Here is a 14,660-nt window from a genome sequence, read left to right as displayed (position 1 = left end):
TCGATCCGGCTGGGTTCGTGTCGCTCTGGCGTTCGAGCTCGGTTATGGAGGTCCTGGTTGCGGAGATCGTCGGCCCTCAACGCTGGGGCCCACCATTCCCCGAGCTGGACACGAGGTCGAGCTGCTGCTTCATCTTCTCGTAGAGCTTGGGATACATCTCGCGTTCCGCCCCGATCGCGGCGACGCCGAACCGGAGGTTGTATTTCTGCATGAAAACCATGAGGTCATGAACCTTTGTTCCCGAATATCGGTCGATCTCGCCCAACATCTTCTCGATGTCGTGGATCTTGAAGTTCTCCTTCGCGTCCGTCAGCGTCTTGAGGTAGTTCTTCGCCTCGAGGTAGACCTTATCCCGGCTCGGCGGATTCACCTCGTCGAGCTTCAAGCTCAGTTCCTTCACGGCGAGCTCGACCTGGAGAATCGCGTTGTGCGAGAGCTTCCCGTCGAGCTGCTGGTCGAGGGCGTCGTCCAGCGCCCGTTCGTACTGCCGGCGTTCGCGGGCGAACGCGGCGTCCCGAAATCCGACCGGCCAGGCGTTCTTGCCCTTGTTGGCGAGCCGACGCATCGAGAACGTCGCGTCCTTGGGCCCGTAGAAGAACGGGATTTCGCGGATCATCTCGCCGGGGAGGTCGACGGGGAGGATGCGGAACGCCGAGTCTGCGATCTGGGGGCTGAGCAACTGCGTCATCACGTCGTTGAGGGCGTCGCCCTTCTCGAGGTCGTTATCGGTCGGATTCTCTCGGATCCGTTTGAGGATCTCTTCATAGTTTTCCAACTGACGGGCCGCCTTCTCGGCGCGATGGATCGCGTTCTCTCGGTTCTCGTTCTTCGCGACGTTCCAGATGTATTCATTCAAGCGGATCGAGGTGTCGACGTTGATCGAGTCCGCGACCGCCGCGTTGTACAGGAAGCTGCCGGCACCCTGGAGGAATATCCCCTGACCTCTGAGGATATCCCCCTGGGCTGTCGATCCTCCGCCGAAGATGAACATCTGGGCCGAGGCGGACTCCGCCGACAGGAGGAAAAGGGTCAGCCCGGCCAGGATTCTCGAAACCGTCGGATCCACGGTCGTCACCCTCGTATGGAATAGGGCCCCCGGTGATCGACCGAGGAGCTGTTCCCTCTCGCCCCGAGATTCTACGCGACGTGAGGTCCGGGACAAGCGGTGCCCCTGCCCCTGCCCCCTGCCCTCACGGATAGACCCGCTTCGGCTTCGGCATCTCGACCGGTGGGAGGGCGTTGTCCCGGACGGCCTGGTTGACCATCCGTCCCATCATGTTCTCGAACGCATTCCAACGCGCGTCGCTCATCTGACGTGTCTGGCTTTCGAGCAGATCCTTGAACTGGTTGGCGATGTGCTGCACCCGCTCCGGCTGTGCCCAGTCCTCGGCCTTGCCCTCGCCGCTCGCTTCGCCTTGGTCCGACGAGAAGGTCAGGGTCGAGTAGACAATCCTGCGCCTCTTCTTGTTGTTTCCGAGGGTCACGACCTTCGGGCCGATATTGGTGAGGAACTCGAACCCGATGATCCGGCTCGACAACGCGTTCGATGCCGACCCCTCTCGGGGGGTGATTCCGAGCGTCACGATCGCGACGTTGTTACCCCAGTTCGGCGAGGACGTCGGCATCTCCGTCGTCTGGCGTACCGCGCCCCTGCGGATGAGGTGTTCCGCCAACGCCGGGTCCAGGTCGAGCACGAAAGACTTGGACCGCTGGGTGACGATCTGCGGTTGATTGTTGCGGTATTGAAGATCCAGCCTCCCCTCGCAGATGGGGAGGAGGAACGTCCCGTCGGGTTGGCGTGAGACGGCGTTGCTGATGCAATAGGACTGGCTCAGGACGACCTTCTGATTGGCGAACGACTGCGGCGATTTGATCACCTTATCCAGGGGAGTGATGCCCTTGGCCGGTTTCAAGGGAGGCATCGGGATGCCGGCCGTTGCCGGCCCGGCGAGCCGACCCGTCGCTGGGCCGGGAGGCAACCCGCCGGGGGAAGGGAGGATCGCCTTGGCCAACTCCGCGATCGGCCTCCCGAACTCCTTGCGCGGGTCGCCCTTCATCGCGTTGATGGGAGCGGGTGTCTGGGCATTCCCCTCGTCCGGGGCCGGAGCGGGGCTGTCCTGAGCTTCCGGGGCCGTTGCGGGCGACCCGTTGGCGACGAGCTCGGCGCTCGTCGGCTCGTCGGCCGGTTTCGGCTCCGCCTCCGGGGTTGCGCCGGCCGGCGGGCGAGGTGGCATCGGTTTCGGGAGGGGCGAGGTTTCGGGTTTCGTCGGGAGGCGCGGGGCGGCCGCGATCGGCGGGATGGCCGGCGGAGCCTTCGCGTCGACCTTCTCGCCGCCCTTGCCCATGAACAGGAAGATCCCCACGCCCAGGACCACAACCGAGCCCGCGACCGATCCGGCAACGGCGATCCAGGGGAAGGACGACGCCCCCTCCTTCGCCGCCGGATGGACCGAGCCGCCGAGGTCGATGAACGTCGGAAGTTCTTCATTCGCCCGGCCTGAGCCGCGGCCCAGCCCGGGTTGCTCGACCATCGTGGCGGCAGGCCGTCTGATGCCGGGTTGTTCGACCATCGTGGCGCCGGGCCGCGTGATACCGGGCTGTTCGACCATCGTCGCCGCGGGTCGTTTGACCGCGGGTTGCTCGACCATCGTGGCGGCGGGCCGTTTGACTCCCGGCTGCTCGACCATCGTCCCCGACGAACGGGGGGCCGCGGGGGCGACCGGGTATTCGTCGGAAAGGCGAATCGCTCCGAAGGAGCCCGACTCGACGGTCGGTAGATCCTGACCCGAGGGGGCTGGGGCGGCGGTGGTGAGGTCGTCACGGGGAATGCTGATCGGGGCCTTGCACGCGCGGCAGGGCAGGCTCCGACCCGAGCGCCGGAGCTTCTCGTAATCCGGAGGGGAAATCGCGTGACTCTTCTCGCACGCCGGGCAACGGAACCGGGTTCGCTCCGGTTGGCCGGCGAACCCTGCTCCGATCGCGGCGTTGATGGCGTTCGCGAGGGCGACGCAGCTCCCGTATCGGTCCTTCGGATCCTTCGCCAGGCCCTTGAGCACGGCTTGCGAGAGGGGGGCGGGGATCCAGGAGCAGAGCTCGTTCAAGGCCGGGGACGGCCTGGTCGTGTGGAGCACGAGGACCTTGGTCGTGACGTCGTCCTCGAAAGGCCGACGGCCGCTGAGCATCTCGAAGACCGTCACGGCCAGGGCGTACTGGTCGACCCGGCCGTCGAACGCTTCCCCCATGATGAGCTCGGGGGCCATGTACTCGGCGGTCCCGACCACCATCCCGGCACCTGTTCTCGAAGCCCGGGTCTTCGCGTTCGAGTCGGCCGAGGACGCCATGACCTTGACCACGCCGAAGTCGCCGAGGAAGGGGTGCCCCTGGGCGTCGAAGAGGATGTTCCCCGGCTTGACGTCGCGGTGGACGAACCCCTGGGAGTGGACGTAGTCGAGCGCCGAGGCGATCCCCCCGACCCACTTCGACACCTCCCTCGGGTCGGCCGCGCCGAAGCTCCCGCCGGGACCAGCCGTGCGGCGGTCTTCCAGGGTCCGCCCGGGCAGGAACTGCATCACCGCGAACGGCAGGCCGCCCCAGTCGCCGACGTCGGAAATTTTGACGATATAAGGGTGCGATAATTTGACGAGCGAGCGGATCTCGTCCTTGAATCGCCGGGAAAACTCGGGGTCGTTGAGCATCGAGGCGAGCGGGACCTTGATCACCACGTCCGCATCGATGTTCTGGTCCCGGGCGCGATAGACCGAGCCCATCCCCCCTTCGCCCAGCTTCGCGGTGATCAAGTACCTGCCGTTCGCGAGGGCCGACCCGATCCAACCTGGTGTCTCGATTGCCATCGGCGGCTCCCTTGATCACGGGGCGTGAGATCTAACCTACGAAGAGGGGCGTACCTGCGCGGACGAGCCGTCGATCGATGGGGGGTGGTCCGGAGCCGCTGCACGTCCACCGTTCTCGAGGAGGATTCCCTCGAGGTGCGAAGGCGACTGGTACATGACTTTATCGCATCCCTGTCTCGAGGATGTATACTAACGATCCCAACCGAATGTCGTGAAGGAGAAAATGACAAAATTCGACGTTTCCGACTCTGGATCCCACAGATGGACGACGTCGGGGACGACAGACGAATCGCCCAAGGCCGTTCGCCAGCCGGTGGTTCGGCCCTCCGCCACGCGGCAGGCGCATCGGCCCGGGGACGCAACGCTTTGTCGAACTTTCACGCCTGAGAATGTCAGGGCTTAACACGAAACCCGGTTCATTGCGGGACGCCGGGTCTCGGATCAGACATTCATCGGAATCCGGCGCCGCCCATCCCTCCCATGCCGCCCATCCCACCTCCGCCGATGGGCTCTTCTTTCAGGCTTCCGGAGAGGAACTTGGGAGGAGGGAGGTCGCGGGCATACTCGAGCCGGAACTCGTAGTTCACGTCGATCATCTTGTCGCCGATGGCCCCTTGCGGGACGTCGATGTCCCAGCGCAACAGGTTGTCCATCCGGCCGCTACGCCCGTAGATCGCGTCGGTGCTCAGCGGTGTCGATGTACGGACCAGGTTGACGGCGGCCGACTCGCCCTGGGGCTTGGGGAGTCGATCCCAGAGTCGCACCTTGACCGGCGCTGGGCGGTAATTCCGGAGCGCGATCCGGAACTCATAGGTGAGGATCTGGTTCCCGCCCTGGATGATCCGGGTCTTGTTGAGGAGCCTTCGGCTGACCTGGAGTTGGGGATCGACCCCGAAGCCGGCGATGAAGGGCTCGCCGGCGGCCACGAGGGGGAGCCGCATCCGGCCGAGGAAGTCGCCGCCTGAGTAGATCGTGGCCTCGCCGGGCAGGAGCACGAACTCGCTGGTATTCGTCAGCTTGGCCAGGCGATAGACCCGAGGGGTTAATACAGGGGCGGCCTGTGCGTAGAACTCGGCCGGCAGCTCAAATCGGGCGACCTCGAGCGACTGCGGATCCTGACGCGACGGGATGCCGAGGTGGTCTCCGATGGGATAGGTGACGCTGGGGGTGTCCCGCTCGTCCGAGGCCGGGCCCGAGTTTGGACCGTCTCCGACGCGCAACTCCTGAGACTGGTCGTCGGCGGCCAGGTAGTTGAGGGTTTCGCCCGCCGCGCCCGGTTCGAGCTCTGACACGGACTCTCGCCGGCGCCGACGGAGGATCGGGGACTCGTGTTCCTCGCCGTCCGTCTCATCGGCCTGAGACATGGAGATCACCTTGACGACGCCCCCCTTGACCCGATAGGTCAGGCCGAGCTGCCCGAGGGCCAGGTCGAACGAGGTCTTCAGTGGGACTCGCGCCAGGTCGATGCTCATGGGCGACGTCATGGTCTTCTCCGCCTCCTGCAACCCGATGGGGTCGACATAGATCGGGATCCCTTCGGGAAAGGACTGGCTCGAAGTGACGGAACGGATATATTTGATCACGTCTTCGAGCGGCGTGTCATTCGGAAATTTCATGTCGATTGGGCTTTCCAACACGGCGATGATGTGCTGTGACCCCTCGTCTTTCGCGTCGGCCGGTTGGGGGGATGTGGCATTCGCGATGGCCATCTTGAGAGGGAGGAGCTCGGGTGGGGCGGCGTCGAGCGTGGGGCGGGCGGTGGAGAGGGTGAGCCGGACGTCGGTCCAGGGCTCGCCCGACTGCTGGGACACCTCGGCGAGGTAATCGACACGGACGGGGGCGTTGTCGGCCCCGGCCCGAAAGCGATACTTCGGCGTCCAGGTCGAGGAGTTGACGAGGTAGCCTAGCCGGACCGTGCCCGCCTCTCGCCGCGCCTTCTGTACCACGATCACGGCGTCGCGTTCGGTCCGGCTCGATCCGGCCGACAACTCGTTGAGTTGCCTCTCGGCGAACTCGACCGCCTCGGTGTTGGCCTGGAGCTTCTGCTGGAGGTCGACCTCGGCCTTCGCCATCTCGTCGCGATGTTCAAAGACGAACTGGCTGAGCGAGAGGATGGCCTCGCTATCGAGCCGGCCCTTCTCGGTCAGGCCCGTGAGTGCCGAGCCCGTGAACCCTTCGAGCTTCTCGAGGTACAGCAGGTCCTTTCGTCGGACGTCGAGCTCCTTTTGGAGCCGCTCGGCATCGAGGTGGAGTGTCTTGATCTGGTCCTCTTTGGCCCGCACCTCCCGCCGGGTGTCATGTTTGACTGCCCGGGTCCGGAACTGCGTGCTGAGCACGCGAAGACCGTCGGCCCCCTCGGTGAAGAGCGAGGTCTCGACGACCTGAGGTGGGAGAGGCGTGACGACCAGCTCGACGGTTCCCTCCCCTTCGGGAACATCCACCGCGCGAGTCACCAGGGCCTGGCCCTGGTAGATGGTCACCGCGACGACTTTGCTGTTCGCCGAAGGCCGGGACGAGGACTCGGCTGCGGCTTTGACGTTCTCGGTCACAGGACTAACGGGCGTCGATTTCGGATCCGGTCCGGCCTGCGCGCAGGCCAGGCCAGCCACCAGCCAAAGGGAGGCGGTCATACTTCGTCCTCTCTCCAGAAGAAAGAGTCTGTGGGAATCGGACGAAGCCCGCGAGCGTTCGAGTCCTTGATCAATCCGTGTCCTGCTTGACGAGCCGTGCGACGTGTTTATTCGGATGGGGCAAGGCGGGCCTCGGTCTTTTCGCACCGAGGCCCGGCCCCCGACGACATCAACGGTTTCTCGGGGAGTCCACTCGCTTCGCCAGGAAGTCCCGGATCAGCCGGGCGATCGTCTCCCCGTCTTCTTCCAGGGCGAAGTGGCCCGTGTCGAGCAGGTGGAAGTCCACATCCTTGAGGTCTCGGCGGTAGGGGTGTGCCCCTGCGGCCGGGAAAATCGCGTCGTTCTTGCCCCAGACGATCAGCGTCGGGGGCTGGTGCTTGCGGAAGTAGGCCTGCCACTCGGGATAGCGCGTCGGGTTCGACCCGTAGCTGAACAGCAGGGCCAGTTGGATCTCGGCGTTGCCGGGGCGGTCCAGGAGCGGCTGGTCCACGTTCCAGTTGTCCGGGCTGATCGCCTCGGGGTTGCGGACGCCGTTGAGGTACTGCCACTTCGTCGCCTCGAGGCTCACGAACTTCCGCAAGGGGGCGGCGTTCGCGTCGGTCCGGTCTTTCCAGTATGCCTTGACCGGCACCCAGAAGTCGTTGGCGATCCCTTCGTCGTACGCGTTGCCGTTCTGGACGATCAGGGCTGTGACACGCTCGGGGTGCTTCGCCGCCAGTCGGTAGCCGACCGGGGCCCCGTAATCCTGCACGTAGAGGGCATAGCTGGACAGGCCGACCTTCTCGACGAAGGCGTCGATGACACCGGCCAGGTTGTCGAAAGTGTATTCAAATTTGTCGATTGATGGAGCCGAGCTGTTACCGAAGCCGGGATAGTCGGGGGCGACGACGTGGAATCGGTCGGCCAGGGCCGGGATGAGGTTGCGGAACATATGCGACGATGTCGGGAAGCCGTGCAGCAGCAGGAGCGTCGGGGCGTCCTTCGGCCCCGCCTCCCGATAGAAGAGATCCAGCCCGTTGACCTTCACGGTGCGGTGGAGCACCTGGGTTGGTGACGTCGGAGTCGGCCGATCGTCGGCCCTCGAGGGGCTCGTGCCCGCCGTGGCCACGACCATCGCCGTCACGATCATTGCGGCCTTGTAGACACCCATCACAACGTCTCCTCGCGTTCGGCCCGAGTCGTCCGATCCCACCCTCCCGCCACGTTGGCGGAGTTGGTTTGGTGAGGTGGCCACGATCGGGAAAAATACAGAAAGGTCTGTATGTTTGCGGTCCCAAAAAAAATGCAACGACGCAACGTCGTGCGAGAAACTGCCACGGACGGAAGACGAGAATCTTTTAGCCACGGATGGAACACGGATGGAACACGGATAAATCAAGGGATCGGAGAATTTATCAACGGATGACGCAGATGGGCACAGATTGGAAAATAATAAAAAAACATAATGTGACGAATTTTCTATGTGTGTCGGTTTGTGTTGTCTGTTGATTTTCTTCCTTCTTCGGCTTATCCGTGTTTCATCAGGGGCTAAAAAATTCCTCGCTTTTCTCCCCGGTGGCGGTCACCTGTCCGTGGATTCGGATACCAGCCTTAGGGCGGCGTCTCGGGCCACGTCGGCCGGTTCGGACGAGCCCTGGAGCACGGCGGTGACGATCGCTCCTTCGATCAGCATGGCCACGGCCGGGGCGAATTGCGCCGCTGCCCTGCCCAGCGATTCCTCGATGAACCCGGCGAGGAATGCACGGAACCGCTGTTTGTGTTGTCGAGCGAAGGCGAAGCCGGGGTGGGCCGGGTCGGCCAGTTCGACCGAGGCGTTGATGAAGGCGCATCCCCGGAACGTCGGCGTCTCGAACCATTCCTTGAGCGCCCCGAAGAGAGTGCCGATCCGCCCGCCTTCGGCCTGGGCGTTCCTCTCGATCGCCTCGGTGAACCACGCCGTGAATTGCACTTCCCGAAACAGGAGGACGGCCAGGATGAGGTCGTCTTTGGACCGGAAGTGCGAGTACAAGGTCATCTTGGCGACCCCGGACTCGGCGATGATCCGGTCGATTCCGACGGCCCGCGTCCCCTCGGCGTAGAACAGACGGTCGGCGGTGTCGAGGATGCGCTGCTTGGCATCGGATATCGTCTTGGTGCGTCCCATGCCGCAATATTACAGACAGGTCTGTATAGAGTCAAGAATTATTACCAACCTGGCACCAGGCCGTACTTCGATCTCGAGATTCAACCCCCTCGGCTAGGGCGGGTGTTCTCAACCACGCGGCGACATCGATCGGGACGAGGAAGGGGCCGGCTGATCTCGTGATATCTGATTCCAAGGGCCGGTCGGAACCCAATGCGGCTTGCTTGGAGACCGTCGAGACGGCTCAGGGAGGGCAAATCGCCGAGGAAGAGATTCGCCGACGGCTTTGCCTCGACGGGTCGAGGCCATGCCGGTGCTCGAACGGTACGACGACCCGGAGGATGAGCCAGAAGTGGGTCAGGCTGCCTGCCAGGACAAACAGGTGGAACAGCTCATGGGGCCCGAAGAGTTCCGGCAGGAGGACCGGCCAGCGGAGTAGGTTGAACACCGCCCCCACGCTGTAGAGCAGCCCACCGACGACGAGCGGCCGCAAGTCGCGGTGCGACACGACCCGAGCCAGTTCGGCGTAGCAGGCGATGCTACCCCAACCCATCGCCAGGTACACCGCGGTGCCCAGGGGTGTCGGCAGCGGCAGGCCCAGCGCCAGCAGGGTTGAGGCGACGGCGGCGACGAGCCAGACGGTAACCAACGTGGTTCGTTGCCACCTGCCTCGCAGCAGGCACCAGGCCAGCGGTGTGTAACTACCGGCGATCAGGAGGAAGATCCCGATGCGGTCCAGGCGGTCGAAGACGGCGAGCCGATCTGGAGGGAGGTGGAGGCCATGGTAGAGGGTACTGGCCGCATAGCAGAAGGCGAGGCACAGGCCGAAGGCGAGCAGGCTCAGCCGCTTGCCCGCGCGGCGACCGACGCTCCGGCGCCAGAGGATGACGATACCGAGTATGGCCATCAACAGGCCGGTGAAGTGCGTCCAGGAGCTTACGGGTTCACGGAGATTGAAGAAGTCCACCTGGCCTCATCCGAAGAGCGACGAATGACGGGTCGAGGGATCGAGACGACCTGGCAGGATGGGTCTCCGAGATCGCCGGACCATCCAGGGGAGGATCCTTCCGACGGCCCTGCCCTGACGAAGCCATGGTGGTGCCAGGATCCGGGCCGGCCGCCTCGAGCGATTTGCCTACCTGCCCTCGGGCGTTGCCATAGTCCGAGCCGACTTCGCTCGGTCGGCCTCCGGCCCCGAAGTTCGCCGTTCGAGGACGGTGTTGAAACGCGGCGTGGCGTGAATCGAGGGGGGATCGTTAGTCGGAATCCGACGAGCTGGCGACCTTGGACCCGGCTTGCTCGGGAACTTGCGGATCCTGATGCCCGGGAACGGGAGCCTTCGGTGGCTTTTCCTTCGGCTTTGGCGGGTCGGACTGCTTGACGGCACACTGCGGATGGATGCCCGCCGTTGAGTAGACGACCTCATGGCAGACCGGGCAGCGCACCCTCGTTGTGGGCGGGTTGACCGGGTTGTGGTAATGCCTTGGATTCATCGAGGATGACTCATGGGTGTGGTCACGCCGGTCCTGGTATCGAGGACGCAGGCCCGACGAGGGCCGGAGCCCTTTCGCTGTCCGAGGTCCGTCTCCGGTCACTCACCACCACGGGAGCGGCGGGACTTCCCGGCCCGAGAGTGCATGTCCTCCGACGGCTCCTGCCGTCCGAGCGGCTTCCACGAGAGTTGGACGAGCGCCCGTCCGGTGGCCGGATCGGTCGACTCGAGGTCGGTCACTCCGGTGAGCGAGATCACGATGGAATCGCCCCCCCTGATGTAGTTTGGCGGCTGCCCCGGCCGGGACGTCGAGTGGGCGAACAGGATGGTATCACCGGCCTGGAGCGTTGCGTCGGAGGGCAACGGTACAACCGTCTCACACCTACGACCCTGTTCGAAGTCGGCGATTTGCTGCTCATCGACCGGGTAGATGTGCATCAGGGAGCTCTCATGTGTAGTGGGGTCCGGCCGAGAACATCCGGCATCACCTCAACAGGATCGGCGCATGAGGGCACGGGCCGATGGCGGACGAGCAACGTCCGCCCCGGCACGGCCCGGGCGACAACTCCCGTCCGGATCCGATGTTCAAAGGCCGGCGGGCGATGGACCACGTCGGCGAGATCGACGACGTGGATCCTCGACTTGGCATCAGCAGGAGAATCGAAGGCGCACGGCCTGCGATGCCCGTAATCTCTACCGATGATCAAGAGGGGCGAGCGATCAATACCGACCGCCGCCACCACCACCACCGTAGCCACCACCACCGGTGCGACGGCCGCCGCCGCCACCGCCACCACCGCCGTAGCCGCCACCACCGCCGCCGCCCGAGCGGGCTTCACGGGGCTTGGCCTCGTTGACCGTCAGATTCCGGCCGTCGTGGTCACGACCGTTGAGGGCTTGGATGGCCGCCTGCGCCTCGGCGTCCGAGCCCATCTCCACGAAGCCGAATCCCTTCGAGCGGTTGGTGTCTCGATCGACGATAACTTGGGCGCTCTGTACCGTCCCGAAAGGCGCGAACAGTGCCTCGAGATCGGTTTCGCTGACGTTGTAGGTGAGGTTCCCGACATACAGTTTTTTGGACAAACTCGGCTCCGCGGCGAAATGGCGGCGACCCGCAAGGTGCTTTCCGGGTCGAGAAGAAAGGTAGGCTCGGGGTGAGCCCGTCGGGCGGGAGAGGCGAGGGAGGATAGCAGCGACGGGTTCAATTTGAGCCAGACGGTGCAGCTCGATCGACAGACCAACCAACAAAAGAGTAGCAAAGAATGGAAACGATGTATAGGAAAATCGCGACGATCTCTTCGAGTCTCGGCAACCCGACGCCTGTTCGTGGCCATTACCTGTTGGGAAGACAATCATTTCGGTGATTTGCGACTGGCGGAGAATACGGATGCCTGGACTGGAGAGTGTCATGCTCAGCGACGTCCGGACCCTATTCGCTTCGGGGGCGATCGGCGGGCTGCCCGACGGGCAACTCCTGTCCCGCTTCGCATCTCGGGCCGGCGAGGACTCGGAGGCCGCGTTCACCGCCTTGGTCCAGAGGCATGGTCCGATGGTCCTTCGCGCGTGCCGGGGCCTCCTCCGCGACGAGCACGCGGCGCAGGATGCCTTTCAGGCCACGTTCCTCGTCCTGGCTCGCAAAGCCTCGCAACTCTGGGTTCACGACTCGCTGGGCCCTTGGCTGCACGGCGTCGCCTGTCGCCTCGCCCGAGATGCGCGCAAGGCCGAGATGCGTCGCCGGGTTCGCGAGGGCAAAGTCGCCGCCTTGGCGGTCGAAGCCTCGGTCGTCGACCATCGAGCGATCGACGACGCCGACCTCGTGGCGATCCTGCACGAGGAAATCGACCGCCTGACGGCGGCCTACCGCGTCGTGGTCGTGCTCTGCGACCTGGAGGGCCATACCCTTGAAAGCGCGGCCCACGAACTGAGATGCCCCGTCGGGACGGTCAAGAGCCGTCGCGCCCGCGCCCGAGACCAACTCCGGGCCCGCCTGTCCGACCGCGGCCTGGCCCCTTCGGCCAGTCTGGTCGTTGCGACCCTGGCCGCCGAGACAAAGGCGGCGATGCCGGAAACCCTCGTGGCTTCGACGACTCGGGCCGCCTTGCACGTTGCCTGCGGTCGGTCGATGGTCTGGGGCATCTCGGCGACCGTGGCCAAGGTGCTTCAACGGCTCCGGTGGGGACTGGCTCCGGCCGGGTTCCGCGCCGTCGCTCCTATGTGGTTCACCACGGCGGTGGCGGTCGGCGGGCTGGTGTACGGTGCCCGATTCGCGAAGGACGGTCTGGGTCCGGCTCCGGGGATCGACAAGGAGAAACGCCCCGCTGTTGCGGCCGCCCCCGCGGCCCCCGCTCGTCCTGGTCTCGACCGTCATGGCGACCCCCTCCCCCCGGGCGTACGGCTGCGATTGGGGACCGTGCAGGCCCGGCAAAGTTCGACCATCGTCGACCTCGCCTTCACCCCAGACGGCAAGGCCCTGATCTCCGGTTCCGAGGACGGGACGATCGTGATCCGCGACCCGGTCTCTGGACGGCCCTCGAGGCACATCGACGCCGCCGTGGGCGCCCTTCGCTCGGTCGTGCTCTCGCGTGATGGCAAGTCCGTTGCGACGGCCGGCTTCACCTTCGACCGCGCCCGACGTCAAACCTTCCATGAATGGAAGGTCTTCGACTTCGCCACGGGCCGGCGTCTAGCGCACGCCGAGTGGGGCGACGAGCCGGATGATATCTGGTCGCTGGCGATGTCACCTGATGGGAAACGCCTCGCGACCGGGGGGGGCACTGGCGTCATGCGGCTCTGGGACATCGATACCGGGAAGGAACGGCTCAAGCTCAAGCTCGGCCAGGTTGATGTCCACGCCCTTGCGTTCTCGCCCGATGGCGCGACGCTCGCCGCGTGCAGCCGCGATGGAAGCGGGAACAACAACCGAATCCATCTCATCGACCTGGCTCGCGGCGGTGAGGTCCGCGCCCTGAGTGGGCACGATCGCCCGACCCGAGCTCTCGCCTATTCCCCCGACGGAAAGATCCTCGCCTCCGCGGCCGAGGAGCCGACGATTATCCTTTGGGATGCCGTCTCCGGTCGTGAGCTGCGCCGGCTCGATGGGGGCAACTCGTATCAGGGCAGCCTGGCGTTCTCCCCGGATGGATCGTCGCTGGCGACGCTGGGCAGCAGTGTTGGAGGCTCGGTCTTGACGGTGTGGGAAACCGCCACGGGACGTCAACTGCAGAGGGTCGAGTCATCTCAGGGCTGGTATTGTCGCGTCGCCTTCTCGCCCGACGGCAAGACGATTGCTTCCGACAGCCAGATGGTGCTTCATCTCTGGGACCTCGCTACCGGCCGCGATCGTCTCGCCCTTCCTGACGCTCACGAACAGAGCGTGACCCGGTTGCTCTGCGTCGATGGCGGGAAGACTCTGATCACGGGAAGCGACGACGGCACGGCCCGCGTCTGGGATCTCACGACCGGCCGGCAACGATCGGTCATGCGGCACACGGGGTGGGTCCGGGCCTTGGCCCTCTCGCCCGATGGGCGGTCACTGGCCACAGGGGCCGGGTCTCCCGGGCGCGGGGTGCATCTCTGGGACGTTGCCACCGGGCGACTTCGGTGGTGGGCCAACCCGAACCGATCCACGCCGCCCGCGGCCCTGACGTTTGCGAAGGATGGGGCGACACTTTTGACCCTATGGCGTGACGGCTCGGCCCGACGGTTCGAGGTGGTGACCGGGCGCGAGCTCGACGCCGAAGCTCCCAAACTGTCGATCGAGAAGGACCCGATGTTCGGCGAAAACCTGGTGGAGAGGGCCCAGTATTCCCCTGACGGGACGACGCTCGCCGTATCCGGAATGATGGGGTCGGAGGTCTCGGTCGTCGACGTCGAGACCGGCAAGCCTTTATTCCACGAGCGGGCGCGGACCCTTGCCTTCTCACAGGATAGCAAGACTCTTCTGGTCTCCACGCACGTGTCATCCAGGACCGAGATGGTCGACGGCAGGACACACATCGGTCAGGGAGTAGGGATTCTTCGCCTGCTCGACGCGGCGACCGGCCGCCATCGTCTCGAAATCAAGCGGCCCGACTCGAGCCTCGGTTCCGCAGCCCTCTCGCCCGATGGGACCCTCTTGGCCGTCGCTATGACGGAGGACAAGGCGTCACCTGTGATCAGGTTGTTCGACACGGCGGACGGTCGAGAGCGGTTCGTCCTCCGAGGCCACGATGGTTTCGTGAGCAAGCTGGTCTTCACCCCCGACGGCCGCAGCCTGATCTCCAGCTCGCGTGATACGACGGTGCTCGTCTGGGATGTGCCGAAGATGCCCTGACGATTTGAGTCTCCTGGATCGCCGGCCCGTCGGCCCGTTCTGTGGGCCGACGACGCGTTGGTCATACTGTTAAAATTAATTGTAAGATGTGATGTTATTTTCTCTCGTTCCCACGGTCCCCGTGGGAATGCCGTCTTGCACGCTCTGCGTGCCGTGACACGGACCTCCAAGTCTCGCCGTCTGAGGAAGTCACCTGCCCCGGCTGGCTCGAAACGCATCGAACGGAATCTGCCGATGTCGCGATCGAACCCGA

Annotated in this window: 10 protein-coding genes; 1 reads left to right on the top strand and 9 read right to left on the bottom strand. The window is 64.8% G+C overall.

The window, feature by feature from the left end; all coding sequences use genetic code 11:
- Positions 1-76: 76 nt before the first annotated feature.
- The 9 genes from ACYOEI_RS18790 to ACYOEI_RS18750 form a co-directional block, all read right to left on the bottom strand.
- Complete coding sequence (locus ACYOEI_RS18790; RefSeq protein ID WP_462851083.1) at positions 77-1,066, bottom strand: hypothetical protein; 990 nt, start codon at positions 1,064-1,066, stop codon at positions 77-79.
- A 124-nt stretch (positions 1,067-1,190) separates the two neighbouring features.
- Complete coding sequence (locus ACYOEI_RS18785) at positions 1,191-3,851, bottom strand: serine/threonine-protein kinase (protein ID WP_462851082.1); 2,661 nt, start codon at positions 3,849-3,851, stop codon at positions 1,191-1,193.
- A gap of 449 nt (positions 3,852-4,300) precedes the next feature.
- Positions 4,301-6,481 (bottom strand): mucoidy inhibitor MuiA family protein, encoded by a 2,181-nt coding sequence (locus ACYOEI_RS18780; protein WP_462851081.1) that lies wholly within the window; start codon positions 6,479-6,481, stop codon positions 4,301-4,303.
- A 169-nt stretch (positions 6,482-6,650) separates the two neighbouring features.
- Positions 6,651-7,631 carry an alpha/beta fold hydrolase gene (locus ACYOEI_RS18775; protein WP_462851080.1) on the bottom strand — a complete coding sequence of 327 codons (981 nt, stop codon included), beginning with the start codon at positions 7,629-7,631 and terminating at the stop codon, positions 6,651-6,653.
- A gap of 411 nt (positions 7,632-8,042) precedes the next feature.
- Positions 8,043-8,624: a TetR/AcrR family transcriptional regulator gene (locus ACYOEI_RS18770; RefSeq protein WP_462851079.1), complete on the bottom strand. Its 582-nt coding sequence runs from the start codon at positions 8,622-8,624 to the stop codon at positions 8,043-8,045.
- A 223-nt stretch (positions 8,625-8,847) separates the two neighbouring features.
- Positions 8,848-9,570 carry a PAQR family membrane homeostasis protein TrhA gene (gene trhA, locus ACYOEI_RS18765; RefSeq protein ID WP_462851078.1) on the bottom strand — a complete coding sequence of 241 codons (723 nt, stop codon included), beginning with the start codon at positions 9,568-9,570 and terminating at the stop codon, positions 8,848-8,850.
- 289 nt (positions 9,571-9,859) lie between these two features.
- Positions 9,860-10,096 carry a hypothetical protein gene (locus tag ACYOEI_RS18760; protein ID WP_462851077.1) on the bottom strand — a complete coding sequence of 79 codons (237 nt, stop codon included), beginning with the start codon at positions 10,094-10,096 and terminating at the stop codon, positions 9,860-9,862.
- A gap of 98 nt (positions 10,097-10,194) precedes the next feature.
- Entirely contained in the window at positions 10,195-10,533 is a 339-nt protein-coding gene (locus ACYOEI_RS18755; RefSeq protein WP_462851076.1) for a hypothetical protein, read from the bottom strand.
- Between the two features lie 282 nt (positions 10,534-10,815).
- Complete coding sequence (locus tag ACYOEI_RS18750; protein ID WP_462851075.1) at positions 10,816-11,178, bottom strand: RNA-binding regulator; 363 nt, start codon at positions 11,176-11,178, stop codon at positions 10,816-10,818.
- A 304-nt stretch (positions 11,179-11,482) separates the two neighbouring features.
- On the opposite strand from ACYOEI_RS18750, the gene ACYOEI_RS18745 reads away from it, so the two are divergent.
- Positions 11,483-14,407 (top strand): sigma-70 family RNA polymerase sigma factor, encoded by a 2,925-nt coding sequence (locus tag ACYOEI_RS18745; protein WP_462851074.1) that lies wholly within the window; start codon positions 11,483-11,485, stop codon positions 14,405-14,407.
- Positions 14,408-14,660: the final 253 nt, after the last annotated feature.

This window comes from Singulisphaera rosea, assembly GCF_054877945.1.
The sequence above is the reverse complement of the archived record's forward strand: the minus strand, read 5'-3'. Positions and strand labels throughout refer to the sequence as shown.

Coding starts and splice junctions, on each gene's coding strand:
- ACYOEI_RS18785 (WP_462851082.1), bottom strand. CDS start 3,851: ATGGCAATCGAGACACCAGGTTGGATCGGGTCGGCCCTCGCGAACGGC.
- ACYOEI_RS18780 (WP_462851081.1), bottom strand. CDS start 6,481: ATGACCGCCTCCCTTTGGCTGGTGGCTGGCCTGGCCTGCGCGCAGGCC.
- ACYOEI_RS18775 (WP_462851080.1), bottom strand. CDS start 7,631: ATGGGTGTCTACAAGGCCGCAATGATCGTGACGGCGATGGTCGTGGCC.
- ACYOEI_RS18770 (WP_462851079.1), bottom strand. CDS start 8,624: ATGGGACGCACCAAGACGATATCCGATGCCAAGCAGCGCATCCTCGAC.
- ACYOEI_RS18760 (WP_462851077.1), bottom strand. CDS start 10,096: ATGAATCCAAGGCATTACCACAACCCGGTCAACCCGCCCACAACGAGG.
- ACYOEI_RS18755 (WP_462851076.1), bottom strand. CDS start 10,533: ATGCACATCTACCCGGTCGATGAGCAGCAAATCGCCGACTTCGAACAG.
- ACYOEI_RS18745 (WP_462851074.1), top strand. CDS start 11,483: ATGCCTGGACTGGAGAGTGTCATGCTCAGCGACGTCCGGACCCTATTC.